The organism is uncultured Georgenia sp. (assembly GCF_937958535.1).
In the GTDB taxonomy this organism is placed as follows: domain Bacteria; phylum Actinomycetota; class Actinomycetes; order Actinomycetales; family Actinomycetaceae; genus Oceanitalea.
In genome coordinates this window covers 1-13,524 of record NZ_CALGNQ010000259.1, presented here as the reverse complement: position 1 = coordinate 13,524, position 13,524 = coordinate 1, and the positions used below count along the sequence as shown (strand labels likewise).

Annotated in this window: 14 protein-coding genes; 8 read left to right on the top strand and 6 right to left on the bottom strand. The window is 73.7% G+C overall.

Going from position 1 to position 13,524, the window contains the following annotated elements; translation table 11 throughout:
• Positions 1 to 2: 2 nt before the first annotated feature.
• The gene (locus Q0195_RS14105) at positions 3 to 1,424 is read right to left on the bottom strand and encodes a lipase maturation factor family protein (protein WP_299279638.1); all 1,422 of its coding nucleotides are present in this window, start codon (positions 1,422 to 1,424) and stop codon (positions 3 to 5) included.
• A gap of 124 nt (positions 1,425 to 1,548) precedes the next feature.
• Between Q0195_RS14105 and Q0195_RS14100 the strand changes: the two genes are divergently transcribed.
• The 5 genes from Q0195_RS14100 to Q0195_RS14080 all read left to right on the top strand — a co-directional run bounded on the left by Q0195_RS14100 (position 1,549) and on the right by Q0195_RS14080 (position 7,526).
• Positions 1,549 to 2,571 carry a LacI family DNA-binding transcriptional regulator gene (locus tag Q0195_RS14100; RefSeq protein ID WP_299279636.1) on the top strand — a complete coding sequence of 341 codons (1,023 nt, stop codon included), beginning with the start codon at positions 1,549 to 1,551 and terminating at the stop codon, positions 2,569 to 2,571.
• A gap of 180 nt (positions 2,572 to 2,751) precedes the next feature.
• On the top strand, positions 2,752 to 4,059 hold the full coding sequence (locus tag Q0195_RS14095) for an extracellular solute-binding protein (protein WP_299279634.1): 1,308 nt from the start codon (positions 2,752 to 2,754) through the stop codon (positions 4,057 to 4,059).
• Between the two features lie 76 nt (positions 4,060 to 4,135).
• Positions 4,136 to 5,140: a sugar ABC transporter permease gene (locus Q0195_RS14090; protein ID WP_299279633.1), complete on the top strand. Its 1,005-nt coding sequence runs from the start codon at positions 4,136 to 4,138 to the stop codon at positions 5,138 to 5,140.
• Positions 5,140 to 6,021, top strand: coding sequence for a carbohydrate ABC transporter permease (locus tag Q0195_RS14085; protein WP_299279631.1), 882 nt, complete (start codon positions 5,140 to 5,142; stop codon positions 6,019 to 6,021). The genes Q0195_RS14090 and Q0195_RS14085 overlap by 1 nt, the downstream gene beginning before the upstream one ends.
• Positions 6,022 to 6,074: 53 nt before the next feature.
• The gene (locus tag Q0195_RS14080; RefSeq protein ID WP_299279629.1) at positions 6,075 to 7,526 is read left to right on the top strand and encodes a GH1 family beta-glucosidase; all 1,452 of its coding nucleotides are present in this window, start codon (positions 6,075 to 6,077) and stop codon (positions 7,524 to 7,526) included.
• A gap of 9 nt (positions 7,527 to 7,535) precedes the next feature.
• On the opposite strand, the gene Q0195_RS14075 is transcribed toward Q0195_RS14080, so the two are convergent.
• Entirely contained in the window at positions 7,536 to 8,183 is a 648-nt protein-coding gene (locus Q0195_RS14075) for a response regulator transcription factor (protein WP_299279628.1), read from the bottom strand.
• Positions 8,180 to 9,427 carry a histidine kinase gene (locus tag Q0195_RS14070; RefSeq protein ID WP_299279626.1) on the bottom strand — a complete coding sequence of 416 codons (1,248 nt, stop codon included), beginning with the start codon at positions 9,425 to 9,427 and terminating at the stop codon, positions 8,180 to 8,182. Before Q0195_RS14070 ends, Q0195_RS14075 begins: the two co-directional genes overlap by 4 nt.
• Before the next feature lie 120 nt (positions 9,428 to 9,547).
• On the opposite strand from Q0195_RS14070, the gene Q0195_RS14065 reads away from it, so the two are divergent.
• The 3 genes from Q0195_RS14065 (at position 9,548) to rdgB (ending at position 11,841) form a co-directional block, all read left to right on the top strand.
• Positions 9,548 to 10,276 (top strand): GAP family protein, encoded by a 729-nt coding sequence (locus tag Q0195_RS14065; RefSeq protein ID WP_299279624.1) that lies wholly within the window; start codon positions 9,548 to 9,550, stop codon positions 10,274 to 10,276.
• Between the two features lie 174 nt (positions 10,277 to 10,450).
• Positions 10,451 to 11,215, top strand: a complete 765-nt coding sequence (rph, locus tag Q0195_RS14060; RefSeq protein WP_299279622.1) for a ribonuclease PH — start codon at positions 10,451 to 10,453, stop codon at positions 11,213 to 11,215.
• Positions 11,212 to 11,841 (top strand): RdgB/HAM1 family non-canonical purine NTP pyrophosphatase, encoded by a 630-nt coding sequence (gene rdgB / locus Q0195_RS14055; RefSeq protein WP_299279620.1) that lies wholly within the window; start codon positions 11,212 to 11,214, stop codon positions 11,839 to 11,841. The genes rph and rdgB overlap by 4 nt, the downstream gene beginning before the upstream one ends.
• Positions 11,842 to 11,868: 27 nt before the next feature.
• On the opposite strand, the gene Q0195_RS14050 is transcribed toward rdgB, so the two are convergent.
• The 3 genes from Q0195_RS14050 to Q0195_RS14040 form a co-directional block, all read right to left on the bottom strand.
• Entirely contained in the window at positions 11,869 to 12,489 is a 621-nt protein-coding gene (locus Q0195_RS14050; RefSeq protein ID WP_299279600.1) for a TM2 domain-containing protein, read from the bottom strand.
• A gap of 83 nt (positions 12,490 to 12,572) precedes the next feature.
• Entirely contained in the window at positions 12,573 to 12,998 is a 426-nt protein-coding gene (locus tag Q0195_RS14045; RefSeq protein ID WP_299279598.1) for a DUF3054 domain-containing protein, read from the bottom strand.
• Positions 12,995 to 13,519 carry an NUDIX hydrolase family protein gene (locus Q0195_RS14040; protein ID WP_299279640.1) on the bottom strand — a complete coding sequence of 175 codons (525 nt, stop codon included), beginning with the start codon at positions 13,517 to 13,519 and terminating at the stop codon, positions 12,995 to 12,997. Before Q0195_RS14040 ends, Q0195_RS14045 begins: the two co-directional genes overlap by 4 nt.
• Between the last annotated feature and the right edge of the window lie 5 nt (positions 13,520 to 13,524).

Sequence of the window (13,524 nt, the reverse complement as noted above, 5' to 3'; positions counted from 1 at the left end):
TCTCACCGTCCGCGCGGCGCGATGAGCAACCCGATCTCCCGGCGTACCCAGCACACCCGCTCCCGGCGCAGCTCCTCCCACGTCGAGTAGCGGTACCGGAACACCCGGGCCCGCACCCACACCGGCCGCTCGCCGTCGAACGGGTCGTGGCGCAGCAGCCGCAGCGTCGCGGGGTCGGCCTCGAGCAGCCGGTCGAGGAACGGCAGGAACCAGGTGAGCTGCGCCGACGAGCCGAGCCCGAGGAACCACATGCCCCAGTCGAGCCGCAGGTGGTAGGGCGCGAACTGGCGCGGCCACCGCCCCGGCGGGCCGGGTTTGCCGCGGAACACGTACTCCTGCCAGTCGTCCTCGGTCGGGTCGGTCTCCCGGGTGCCCTCGACGACGACCTCGTCCCGCTGTCGGGTGATCGACCCGAAGGCCCCGTATGCGCCGACGAGGTGGAACGGGTTGAACGAGGCGTTCATCCGCTGCCGCCGCGAGAGCAGGTTGCGGGCGGGCCACCAGCTCAGGACGAGCACCAGCGCCCCCACGGCGATGACGACGACGGTGAACCACAGCGGCGTCGTCGTCTCGCCCGGCGCGGGCACGAGACCGGGCAGCACCCCGGCCACGACGTCGTCACCGACGGCGGAGAAGGCGATGACGATGGTCAGCCAGTTGAGCCAGGCGAAGTTCCCCGACGTCACCAGCCACAGCTGGGTGATGACGACGACGGCGGCCGCCCAGGTCGCCACCGGCTGCGGTGTGAGGACGAGGAACGGCACGACGAGCTGGGTGACGTGGTTCGCCGCCACCTCCACGCGGTGGAGCGGACGCGGCAGGTGGTGGAAGAACCAGCTGAGCGGCCCGGGCATCGGCTGCGTCTCGTGGTGGTAGTACAGGGCGGTGAGGTCCCGCCACGCCGGGTCGCCCCGCAGCTTGATGAGGCCGGCGCCGAACTCCACCCGGAAGAGCAGCCAGCGGAACGCGACCAGCGTGACGACCGGTGTGCCGGTGCGGTCCGAGCCGAGGAACGCGGCGAGGAACCCGGCCTCCAGGAGCAGCGACTCCCACCCGAAGGCGTAGAAGATCTGCCCCACGTTCACGACCGAGAGGTACAGCCCGTAGAGCGCGAGGAACACGAGCATCGGCACCCACGGTGGGCCCTGCTGCGGCAGCCCGACCATGACGGCGACCGCCAGCACCAACCCCGCCCAGCCCACCGCGCGCAGCAGCCGGTCGGAGTAGTGCCAGTGGAACAGGCTGGGGGAGGAGCGCGCCGGCACCCGGGCGGTGAACCGGGGGACCGGCAGCAGCCCGCGCTCCCCGAGCAGCGCCGGGAACTGGTGGAGCACCGCGACGAACGCGACGACGTAGAGCAGCGCGACTCCACGCTGCAGCACGAAGCGTGCCACCTCGTACCCGTCGGCGACGAACCAGTCCACGGCTCTCTCCTGGCAACCATGGAACACGAGCCGCGCGCGACGTGCATCCCGCCGCGTGTGCCCGGGGGAGGGTGGCGGGTGGGCATACTGTGAGCGATCATCCACGACGGGAGGGACGCGCTCGATGGTGCCGCCACAGCGTTCGCCGGCTCCGACCCTCGACACGGTCGCCGCCCGCGCGGGCGTCTCGCGCGCCACCGCCAGCCGGGTCCTCAGCGGTGACCCCCGGGTCAGCGACCGCGCCCGCGAGGCCGTGCGCACCGCGGCGGCCGAGCTCTCCTACGTGCCCCGCCAGGCCGCGAGGTCTCTCGTCACCCGCCGCAGCGACGCGCTCGCCTTCGTCGTCGCGGAGTCGGGGGAGCGGTTCTTCGCCGACCCGTTCTTCGCCGGGGTGCTCCGCGGCGCCCAGGCGGCCGCCGCCGAGCGCCGTCGCCAGCTGCTCTTCGTCGTCGTCGGCGACGACGACGACCGCACCCGCCTCGAGGAGTACGCCGCCGGCGGTCACATCGACGGCGCGATGTTCCTCTCGGTCCACGGCGACGACCCCCTGCCCGGCCGCGTGCAGCGCCTCGGTGTCCCGGTCGTCCTCGCCGGCCGCCCGGCCGGCCGACGCACCGCGCTGCCCTACGTGACGCCGGACAACGTCACCGGCGGCCGGTTCGCCGCGCAGGCACTCCTCGCGCGCGGCACCCGTCGCCCGGCCACCATCACCGGCCCCGCGGACATGACCGCCTCGGTCGACCGGCTCGCCGGCTTCCGCGCCGAGCTGGCCGAGCACGGCATCGAGCTGCGCGACGACCACGTCGTCGAGGGGGACTTCTCCATCAGTGGCGGCTACCGCGCGATGCACCGGTTGCTCGCCGGCGGCGTGGAGCCCGACGGCCTGTTCGCCGCCAACGACCTCACCGCGGTCGGCGCGCTGCGCGCGCTGCGTGACCGCGGTCTGCGGGTCCCGCAGGACGTGGCCGTCGTCGGGTACGACGACGTCCCCCTCGCCGCCGACGCCGACCCCGCACTCACGACGGTGCGACAGCCGCTGGAGGCGATGGGCCGCCAGATGGCCCGCATCCTCATCGACCTCGCCGACGGTCGGCAGGCGACGTCGGTGACCCTCGGCGTCGAGCTCGTCACCCGCGACTCCGCCTGACCCGCGGGACGGACGTCCGGCCGCACCCTTGACACCTGCACGCCGTCGTGGGAACACTGTGGGAGCGCTTCCACAACTACCACGGCAGGGGACGCGGCCAACGGCAGGCGGCGGTCCCCGGGTCAGGAAGGTCTGGCCCGTGCCCGACCAGACGGCCGCCCGGCCGGGAGGAGAGGAACCATGCACACCACACGGAGCAGGGCCGCGGTCGCGGTCGCGGCCATGACGGCGGGCGCGCTCGCGCTGTCCGCCTGCGGGGACGGTCCCAGCGAGGACTCGGCCGCCGCCGACGGCGACGGGAAGACCACGCTCACCGTCTCCCTGTTCGGCACCTTCGGCTACGAGGAGTCCGGGCTCTTCGAGCAGTACATGGCGGAGAACCCCGACATCCGGATCGAGTACGAGTCCACGCAGGGGGAGGACAAGTACTGGCCGGCGCTGCAGACCAAGCTCAACTCCGGCAGCGGCACCGCCGACGTCCAGGGGATCGAGGTGGCCCGGATCTCCGAGGTCACCGCCAACCAGGCCGACCTGTGGACCGACCTGCGCGAGACCGCCGCCGCGGACCGGATCGGCGACTACGTCGGCTGGAAGGCCGACGCCGCCACCACCGCCGACGGACGCGTGCTCGGCCTGGGCACCGACATCGGCCCGATGGCGCTGTGCTACCGCTCCGACCTGTTCGAGGAGGCCGGCGTCCCCAGCGACCCCGACGAGCTCGCCGCCCGGCTCGGCTCGTGGGAGGACTTCATCGCCCTCGGTGAGGAGTTCCAGGCCGGTGCCCCGGAGGGGACCGCGTTCCACGACTCCGCCGGTGGCCTGTACAACGCCATCGTCTCCACCGAGGAGCAGATCTACTACGACCAGGGCGGTGAGCTCGTCCTGGAGAGCAACCCGGCCGTCCGGCGTGCCTTCGACCTCGCCGCCCAAGCGGGGCAGAGCGGCCTGACCGCCCGCCTGGAGCAGTTCGTCGACCCGAGCTGGGACGGTGGTTTCGGCAGCGGCACCTTCGCCTCCATCGCCTGCCCCTCGTGGATGATCGGCTACATCAAGGGCAAGGCCGGTGACGCCGGCGCCGGCAAGTGGAACATCACCACCCTGCCCGGGGGCCAGGGCGGCAACTGGGGCGGCTCGTACCTCGGCATCCCCGCCGTGAGCGAGCACAAGGAGGAGGCGGCCGCGCTCATCGCCTGGCTCACCGACGCCGAGCAGCAGGCCACCGTCTTCGCCAACGTCGGCAACTTCCCCTCCAACACCGGCGCGATCGATCTCGTCGCCGACACCACCGACGACTACTTCAACGGCGCCCCGATCGGTGAGATCTTCAGCAGCTCCGCCGCGAACGCCCCGACCCAGATCCTCGGCCCGGGCGACGGCGTGGCGAAGAACGCCCTGGTCCAGGCGCTCCTGTCGGTGGAGGCCAACGGCGTGAACCCCGACGACGCGTGGCAGGCCGGCGTCACCCAGACGGTCGGCCAGCTGGGCTGACCCCGGCGCGGGCGGGTTGCGTGCCCCCGCCCGCCCGGGGCGCCCCGCCGTCCTGACCCGGCACCGAGGAGGAGCCATGACATCGACCGCGCCGGCCCGGCCCGTCAGTGCCGCTCGGCCGCCCGACCCGCCACCCGCGCCGGACCCGCCGCCCCGACCCACCTGGCGTTCACGGCTCTTCCGGTGGGAGGCGGCGTCCGCGCCCTACGTCTACGTCGCGCCCTTCTTCCTGCTCTTCGCCGCCTTCGGGCTCTTCCCGCTCGTCTACACGGTGTGGGTCAGCCTCCACGAGTTCCGGCTCGGCGCGGAGATGACCTGGGTGGGCCTGGACAACTTCGCCTGGCTGTTCAGCAACCCGAAGTTCTACAACGCGCTGCTCAAGACGGTCACCATCGGCATCCTGTCGACGGTGCCCCAGCTGCTGCTCGCCCTGGGCCTGGCGCACCTGCTCAACTACCGGATGCGGGCCCGGAACTTCTTCCGGGTGTCGATGATCATGCCCTACGCGACCTCGGTGGCCGCGTCCACGCTCGTCTTCGCCCAGATCTTCGGCCGGGACGGCGGCTTCGCGAACTGGCTCATCTCGCTCGTCGGGATGGACGCCATCGACTGGCGCAACGGCAACCTCACTGCCCAGATCGCGATCTCGGTCATCGTGACGTGGCGGTGGACCGGCTACAACGCCCTCATCTACCTCGCCGGGATGCAGTCCATCCCGTACGACCTCTACGAGGCCGCCGCCCTGGACGGGGCGAGCCGCTGGCAGCAGTTCCGGTACATCACCCTGCCCGGTCTGCGCCCGACGATCCTGTTCACCGTCGTCGTCTCGACGATCGGGGCGAGCCAGCTCTTCGGCGAACCACTGCTCTTCGGCGGCGGCATGCCGAACGGAGGCGCGGTCAACCAGTACCAGACCCTCGGTCTGTTCATGTACCAGCAGGGATGGCAGTTCGGCAGCCTCGGCCGCGCGGCGGCGGTCGCCTGGGTGACCTTCCTCCTCATCGTCGTCCTCGTCCTGGTCAACACCGCGCTCGTGCGGCTGCGTACCCGGCAGGGCATCGACGACGGCGGTGAGCGCTGATGGCCACCCTCGCCCGCCCGCTGCCGGCCACGGTCCACCCCCCGGCGCGCCGCCCCCGGCGCGGCACCCACAGCGCCGGGCCGGTGGCCTACGTCGTCCTCGGCGTCACCGCACTGCTCTTCGTCGCGCCGTTCTACTACATGCTCGTCGCCGCGAGCCGGCCGATGTCCGAGATGGTGCAGTCCCCGCCGCCACTCACTCCCGGCCCCTACCTGTGGGACAACATCCGTACGGCGCTGGACCAGCAGAACATCGGGCTCGCGATCACCAACTCGGTCATCGTCTCCGGGACCATCACGGCGGCCACCCTGCTGTTCTGCACCCTCGCCGGGTTCGCCTTCGCCAAGCTCCGCTTCCGCGGGAGGAAGAAGCTGTTCACCCTGACCATCGGGACGATGATGATCCCGCCCACGCTCGGGGTCGTCCCGCTCTACATGGTCATGGCCGAGCTCGACCTCGCCGGCCGGCTCGCCGCGGTCATCCTGCCCACGCTCGTCACCGCCTTCGGCGTCTTCTTCATGCGCCAGTACCTGGTCCAGACGCTGCCCGACGAGCTGCTCGAGGCCGCCCGGATGGACGGCGCGACGTCACTGCGCACCTTCTGGAGCATCGTCCTGCCCATCGCCCGGCCCGGGATGGCCGTGCTCGGGATGCTCACCTTCATGACCGCCTGGAACGACTTCTTCTGGCCGGTCATCGCCCTCAACTCCTCCAACCCCACCGTCCAGGTCGCGCTGAACAACCTCGGCAGCGGCTACGTCCCCGACACCGCGATCATCATGGCCGGCACCCTCGTCGGGACGCTGCCGGTCGTGGTCGTCTTCGTCGCCCTCGGACGCCAGATCGTCAGCGGCATCATGGCCGGCGCGGTCAAGGGCTGACACCCACCCCACCAGGAGAAAGGAGCGGGGCGCCCGGACGCCCCGACCACACCATGACCACCCAGACCCGTCCCGCGCAGGCCCCCACGACCCAGCCCACCCCGGACCCGCGGCTGCCCCACGACTTCGTGTGGGGCGTGGCCACCGCCGCCTACCAGATCGAGGGGGCGGTGGACATCGACGGCCGCACCCCGTCCATCTGGGACACCTTCAGCCACACCCCGGGCAAGGTGGCCGGCGGCGACACCGGCGACGTCGCCGACGACCACTACCACCGCTTCCGCGAGGACGTCGCCCTGATGAAGGAGCTCGGCGTCCAGTCCTACCGCTTCTCCATCGCCTGGCCGCGGATCACCCCGCAGGTCACCGCCCAGACCCTGGGCCCGGTCAACGAGGCCGGCATCGACTTCTACTCCCGGCTCGTCGACGAGCTCCTCGCCGCCGGGATCACGCCGGCCGCCACCCTCTACCACTGGGACCTGCCCCAGGCGCTGGAGGACGCCGGTGGCTGGCCGCAGCGCGCCACGGCCGAACGCTTCGCCGAGTACGCCGCCGTCGTCGCCGACCGGCTGGGGGACCGCATCGGCACCTTCATCACCCTCAACGAGCCGTGGTGCTCGGCCTTCCTCGGCTACGGCAGCGGGGTGCACGCCCCCGGCCGCACCGACCACGCCGCGGTGCTCGCCGCCGTCCACCACCTCAACCTCGCCCACGGCCTGGCCACCACCGCCATCCGCGCGCGCCGGCCCCGGGCGACCGTGGGCCTGACCCTCAACCTCGCCTGGGTCCGCCCGCTCGGGCAGCGGGCCGAGGACGCCGCCGCCGCCCACCGGGTCGACGGCCTGCAGAACCGGGTGTTCCTCGACCCGGTGCTGCGCGGCAGCTACCCGCGCGACGTGCTCACCGCCACGTCGGGCGTCTCCGACTGGTCCTTCGTCCGCCCGGGCGACCTCGACCTCGTCCACCAGCCGCCCGACGTCCTCGGCGTCAACTACTACAGCCCCACCGTGGTGCGCGCCTACGACGGCGTGGGGCAGCGGCAGGAGGCCGACGGCCACGGCGACGGCGCGGTGAGCCCGTGGCCCGCGTGCGAGGACGTCGAGTTCCCGCAGCAGCCCGGCCCGTACACCGACATGGGATGGCCGGTGGACGCGCGCGGGCTCAGCGAGCTCCTCGTGCGGATGCACCGCGAGTACCCCGGCCCCGCGCTCGTCGTCACCGAGAACGGGGCCGCTTTCCCCGACGTCGTCGGACCCGACGGCACCGTCCAGGACGACGACCGCATCGCCTACCTGCGCGCGCACGTGCGCGCCGTCGGGGACGCCGTCGAGGCCGGGGCGCCCGTGCGCGGGTACTACCTGTGGTCGCTGCTCGACAACTTCGAGTGGGGCTACGGCTACGCCAAGCGGTTCGGCATCGTCCACGTCGACTACACGACGCTGCAGCGGACCCCCAAGGCCAGCGCCCACTGGTACGCCGCGCTCATCCGGGCACACCGGGCCTGACGGCGCGGGTCAGGCCAGACCGGCCTCCCGGGCACGGATCGCCGCCTGCACCCGAGAGGTGCAGCCGAGCTTGGCCAGCACCCGCGACACGTGCGTCTTGGCCGTCGCCTCGGTGATCCCCAGCGCCTCGGCCAGCCCCGCGTTCGACAACCCCTGCCCCAGCCCGGCGAGCACCTCGCGCTCCCGCTCGGTGAGGGCGGCGACGTCGGCCGGGACCTCCGGCTCGGTGTGCTCGGGGGCCCGGGCGAACTCGGCGAGGAGCCGGCGGGTCACCTCCGGGGCGACCACCCCCTCCCCGGCGGCCACCCGGCGGACGGCGTCGGTCAGCGTCGCGGCGTCGGCGGTCTTGAGCAGGAACCCGGCCGCACCCGCCCGCAGCGCCCCGAAGACGTACTCGTCGAGGTCGAAGGTGGTGAGCACGAGGACGTCGGCGAGCCCGTCGGCGACGATGGCCCGGGTGGCAGCGATCCCGTCGGTGCCGGGCATGCGGATGTCCATGAGGACGACGTCGGGCCGCAGCGCCCGGGCGTTGGTCACCGCGGCCGCACCGTCGGCGGCCTCGCCCACGACGGTGAGGCCGTCGGCGGCCTCGAGAATAAGCCGCAGCCCGGAGCGGATGGCGGCGTGGTCGTCGGCGATGAGCACCCGGACGGTCACCGGTCCTCCTCGGTGGGGATGGCGGCCCGCACCCGCCAGCGGTCGCCGTCGGGTCCGGCGTGGAACGTGCCGCCGAGCGCCTCGGCGCGCTCGCGCATGGTGAGCAGCCCGACCCCGGAGGACCCCTCCGACGGGACGGTCCCGCAGGATGTTCCCGACGTCGCGACGGGGCGCGCGGCGACGTCGTTGGCGACCTCGATACGCAGCGCGCCGGCGTCGTGGTCGAGCGTGACCTCCACCGGCCCGCCGCCACCGTGCCGCAGCGCGTTGGCCAGCGCCTCCTGGACGATGCGGTAGGCGGCCTGGTCGACGGCCGCCGGCAGCGTCGGCCGCTCCGGCGCGGTGAGCCTCACCGCCATCCCTTCGCCGCGGAAGCCGGCGACGAGCCCGTCGAGCTCGTCCAGCCGGGCGGGACTCGTGCGGGGCTCGTCCCCGGTGCGGAGGAGGTCGATCATCGAGCGCATCTCGCGCAGCGCGGCGACGCTGGAGGTCCGGATGGCCGACAACGCCTCCCGGTCGCGCCGGGCCGGGGGTTCCTCGGCGTCGGGCCGCGGCACGGCCAGTGCCGCCTCGGCGTGGATCGCGATCGCCGACAGGTGGCTGGCCAGCGCGTCGTGGATGTCCCCGGCCATGCGGGTGCGCTCGGCGTGGACCACCTCCTGCTCCCGCAGCTCACCGATCCGGGCGAGGTCACGCGCCCGGGCCGAGGCCAGCGCGGCGAGCTCGGCCTGCTGCCGCACCGAGCGGCCCCACCACAGCGGGGTGCCGAGCAGCGCGAAGAGGAGGAGGGCGATGTTGGCCGTGTCGCGCAGGTCCCCGGTGGCGACGAAGGTCGCCGCCGCACCGCCGACGACGCAGACGACCACGCCGACCCCCAGCCGCCGCAGCGCGCGGGCGCTCACGCGCAGCGCGGCGGAGTAGATGAGGTCGAGCAGCGCGATCGTCACCCCGACGCTGCCGCCGAGCGCGACGTCGACGCCGAAGACCGCGAGGCCGGCGCCCAGGCAGAGCAGCGGCCGGCGCGCCTTGCCGAGCATGACGGCGCAGATCGCGACGAGGGTGAGGAGGAAGACCCACCGGTCGACGTCCGCGACGAGGGGTGCCCGCCCACCACCGAGCGTGCCGACGAGCCCGACCGCGAGCAGGAGCACCCCGACGAGGAAGGTGCTCACCGCGTCGCTGACGACGCGGCCACGCTCCGAGCCGCGCACCCGCTCCCGCCACACCAGTCCCAGCCGTTGCACGCTCCCATCCCAGCACAGCCGCCGGCGGGGCAGGTCCGTCGAAGGATGTACGTCGCACCACGGCCCCGTCGGTCCGACGGCCGACGACGCCCCGCCGTGCCCCGCGGGAGCGTCGGGGGCATGACGACTGCAACCCTCGCCGCGCTGGGTGCCCTCGCCCTCGTCGACTCGACGAGCTTCGGCACGCTGCTCATCCCGATCTGGTTCCTCCTCACCCCGGGGCGGGTGCGCGTCGGGCGCATCCTCGTCTTCCTCGGCACGGTGGCCGGGTTCTACCTCCTCCTCGGCCTCGCCCTCGTCGCCGGGGCAGACGCCCTCCTCGGCGACCTCGCGGGCCTGCTCGACGACCCCGTCGTCGCGCGGCTCCAGCTCGTCCTGGGAGTCGGGCTCCTCGTGGGCAGCTTCTTCATCGGCCGCCGTCGGACGGGTGAGGCCGCCGGGTCCGGGCGGCTGCTGCGGTGGCGTGCCCGGGCGATGGGGACCGAGACCGACGCCGGTGTCGGCGGCCTCGTCGCGCTGGCGCTCGGCGCCGCGGCGCTGGAGGTCGCCACGATGCTGCCCTACCTCGCCGCCACCGGGATCATCGGCTCCTCGGGGCTCGGCGGTCCGGCGCGGGTCGGGGTGCTGGCCGCCTATTGCCTCGTCATGGTGCTGCCGGCGCTGGTCCTCCTCGGCGGCCGGCTCGCGGCGCAGCGGAGCGTGGAGCCGCTGCTCCGCCGCGTGGCGGCGTGGATGGAGCGCAGCGGCGCGGAGACGACGTCGTGGGTGGTCGGCATCGTCGGCTTCCTCGTCGCCCGCGACGCCCTGGGCCGGATGCCCGACCTGCTGCCCTTCCTCCAGGCGCTGTGACCACCTCTCGCCGAGGGCGCGCCCCACCCACGGAGCCCGGTCCGACGGGACCGACAGGCACGGTCACGGACACCCCTCCGCCGGTCGGCGGGATGGCCACCCGCCGACCGGCGGAGGGGATGATTCCTGCCCGGGACGTCGCTGCGCACCGGCGGGAGTCGGTAGCCTGGCCCGATGACCAACGCGAGCACCATCGTTCCGCGCGCCGACGGCCGCGCCCCCGACGAGCTCCGTGAGGTCCGGTTCACCCGAGGCTGGCTGGAGCACGCCGAGGGCAGCGTCCTGGTGGAGTTCGGCTCCACCCGGGTGCTGTGCGCGGCGTCGTTCACCGAGGGCGTCCCGCGCTGGCTCCGGGGCTCGGGCCAGGGCTGGGTGACCGCCGAGTACGCGATGCTGCCCCGCTCCACCAACACACGCAGCGACCGCGAGTCGGTCAAGGGCAGGGTCGGTGGCCGTACCCACGAGATCTCCCGGCTCATCGGCCGTTCGCTGCGCGCCGTCATCGACGTCGGCGCGCTCGGGGAGAACACCATCGTCCTGGACTGCGACGTCCTCCAGGCGGACGGTGGGACGCGCACCGCCGCCATCACCGGCGCCTACGTCGCGCTCGCCGACGCCGTCACGTGGGGGCTCGAGCACGGCGCCATCGAACAGCGCAGCACCCCGGTGCTCACCGACTCCGTCGCCGCGGTGAGCGTCGGCATCGTCGACGGACAGCCCGTCCTCGACCTGCCCTACGTCGAGGACGTCTCCGCCGAGACCGACATGAACGTCGTCGTCACCGGCTCCGGCGGCTTCGTCGAGGTGCAGGGCACCGCGGAGCGCAAGCCCTTCGAGCGGCACGAGCTCGACGAGCTCCTCGACCTGGCGGTCACCGGGGCGGCCAAGCTCACCGAGCTGCAGCGGGCGGCGCTCGCCGCACCGCTGCCGCGCCGGTGAGCGGCGGCGCCGTGGCGCCACGGCTCGTCCTCGCCACCCACAACGCGCACAAGGTCGCCGAGCTCCGGGCCATCCTCACGCCGGAGCTGCCCGACCTCGACCCGGCGTCCGTGGTCGGCGCCGCCGACCTCGAGGCCCCCGAGCCGGTGGAGGACGGCGTCACCTTCGCCGAGAACGCCCTGGTCAAGGCCCGGGCCCTGGCCGCCGCCACCGGCCTTCCGGCCGTCGCGGACGACTCCGGCCTCGCCGTCGACGTCCTCGGCGGGGCTCCGGGCATCTTCTCCGCGCGCTGGGCCGGGCGGCACGGTGACGACCGGGCCAACCTCGAGCTGCTCCTCGCCCAGCTCGCCGACGTCCCGGCCGCCCACCGTGGCGCGCGGTTCGTCTGCGCCGCCGCGCTGGTGACTCCCGACGGCGAGGAGGTCGTGGAGACCGGCACCATGCCGGGGCGGCTGCTCACCGAGCCGCGCGGCAGCGGGGGCTTCGGCTACGACCCGATCCTCCAGCCGGAGGGGGAGACCCGCTCCGCGGCCGAGCTCAGCCCGGAGGAGAAGAACGCCATCTCCCACCGGGGCAAGGCCTTCCGGGCGCTCGTCCCGCACATCGTGCGCGCCCTCACGCGCTGACCGTCGCGTGCCCTCAGGCGCTGAGCGTCAGCTCAGCGGGACGCCGTCGGCGCTGCGGGAGTAGCTGCCCACCTTGTCGGTGAGGAGCAGGATGATCTCGACGATCACCCACACCCACAGCGGCACGAGCAGGAAGATGCCCACGACGAGCCACGCCGTCAGCGTGCCGAGGACCCCGATGCCCAGCTGGACGAACCCGCGGCCGTTGTAGCCGAGGTAGAAGTTGTGGATGCCGTACACGCCGAAGAAGAAGGCGAGCACCGCCGCCACGAAGCGTGACTTCTGGGCCACCGCGTAGGGGTACGGCGTCGGGTAGGCCTGGCCGTACGGCCCCGCCGCGGCCTGCTGCCCGTAGGCCTGGGGCGTCTGTTGCCCGTAGGCCTGGGCCTGGGGCGCGTGCTGCCCGTAGGCCGGGGAGTAGGGCACCTGCTGCCCGTCGGCGGCCTGGTGCGGCGGCCCGTAGGGGGAGGGGAGCTGCCCGCCGGGGTAGGCCTGCGGCCGGTACGGGTCCTGGGACGGGGAGGACGGTTCCGGCTGCCCGTAGGGCGCCTGCCCGCCGTACTGCGGCTCCGTGGCCTGCGAGTACGGGACGGGGAGCGACGCCTGGGGCACCGGCGGCACAGGCAGGTCGGGGAAACGTTCGGTCAATCGTGCTCCTCGGCGAGGGGGTGGAGGCTGGAGGGGCCTCGACCGTGGGGCCCACCCGGCTACACATACCACGCCGGGACCGCTCACCGAGCGCGCCGGCGGTGGGGAGGACTCCCCATGACGAGCCGGGCCACCAGCCGCCAGCCGAGGAACAGCGCGCCGAGCACCCCGAGCGCCACGAGGAGGAACGGCACCGCCGTCCCGCCACCGAGCGCCGCTCGCAGGGCCATCCCGCCGGCCCAGGTGACCAGCCAGGCGACCACGCCTCCGGGCCACAGCCGTGTCGGGCCGTGCCGGACCAGCGCCGTGGCCACGAGACGCGCGACGAGGAAGGGCAGCGCCACCTCGAGCACGTCACCGAGGGAGCGGCCGCCCTCATGCGCCCCGCGGCCGAGGTAGGCGAAGAGAAGGACGGCGGCCGCGTCGAGGAGCGTGGCGAGCCCCCGCCGCGTCCAGGTCTCGTGGGGGTCGCCGGATGCGACGGTCCTCGGTGCCGGGCGGCTGGTCACTGCAGCCGGCCCACGTGCCCGAGCGCCTGACGCAGCAGCGTGCCGTGGCCGTCGACCAGCTCCGCCTGCACCTCGGGCAGCAGCGCCTCGTTGGGGGTGAACCACCCGACCTCGAGGGTGTCCTGCTGGGGCTGGCAGTCGCCGTCCACCGGGATGACGTAGGCCAGCGACACCGCGTGCTGGCGGGGGTCGTGGAACCCGGCCCCCGGCGTCGGGAAGTACTCCCCGACGGTGAAGGGCTGCGGGGAGAGCGGGATGCGCGGGAGGCACAGCGCCCCGAGGTCCTTCTCCAGGTGCCTGGTGAGGGCCTGACGGAGGGTCTCGTGGTACAGCACGCGACCGGAGACCAGCGCCCGGGTCAACTTGTCCCCGGTGACCCGGAGCAGCAGCCCGACCTGCTGCACCTGGCCCTGGGCGTCGACCCGCACCGGGACGATGTCGACGTAGAGCATCGGGACCTGGCGGCGGACGCGGTCCAGGTCCTCCGGCGGCAGCCAGGGGGTGATGTCGTCCGAGGCCAGTCCGC

Coding starts and splice junctions, on each gene's coding strand:
- Q0195_RS14100 (WP_299279636.1), top strand. CDS start 1,549: ATGGTGCCGCCACAGCGTTCGCCGGCTCCGACCCTCGACACGGTCGCC.
- Q0195_RS14095 (WP_299279634.1), top strand. CDS start 2,752: ATGCACACCACACGGAGCAGGGCCGCGGTCGCGGTCGCGGCCATGACG.
- Q0195_RS14090 (WP_299279633.1), top strand. CDS start 4,136: ATGACATCGACCGCGCCGGCCCGGCCCGTCAGTGCCGCTCGGCCGCCC.
- Q0195_RS14085 (WP_299279631.1), top strand. CDS start 5,140: ATGGCCACCCTCGCCCGCCCGCTGCCGGCCACGGTCCACCCCCCGGCG.
- Q0195_RS14080 (WP_299279629.1), top strand. CDS start 6,075: ATGACCACCCAGACCCGTCCCGCGCAGGCCCCCACGACCCAGCCCACC.
- Q0195_RS14065 (WP_299279624.1), top strand. CDS start 9,548: ATGACGACTGCAACCCTCGCCGCGCTGGGTGCCCTCGCCCTCGTCGAC.
- rph (WP_299279622.1), top strand. CDS start 10,451: ATGACCAACGCGAGCACCATCGTTCCGCGCGCCGACGGCCGCGCCCCC.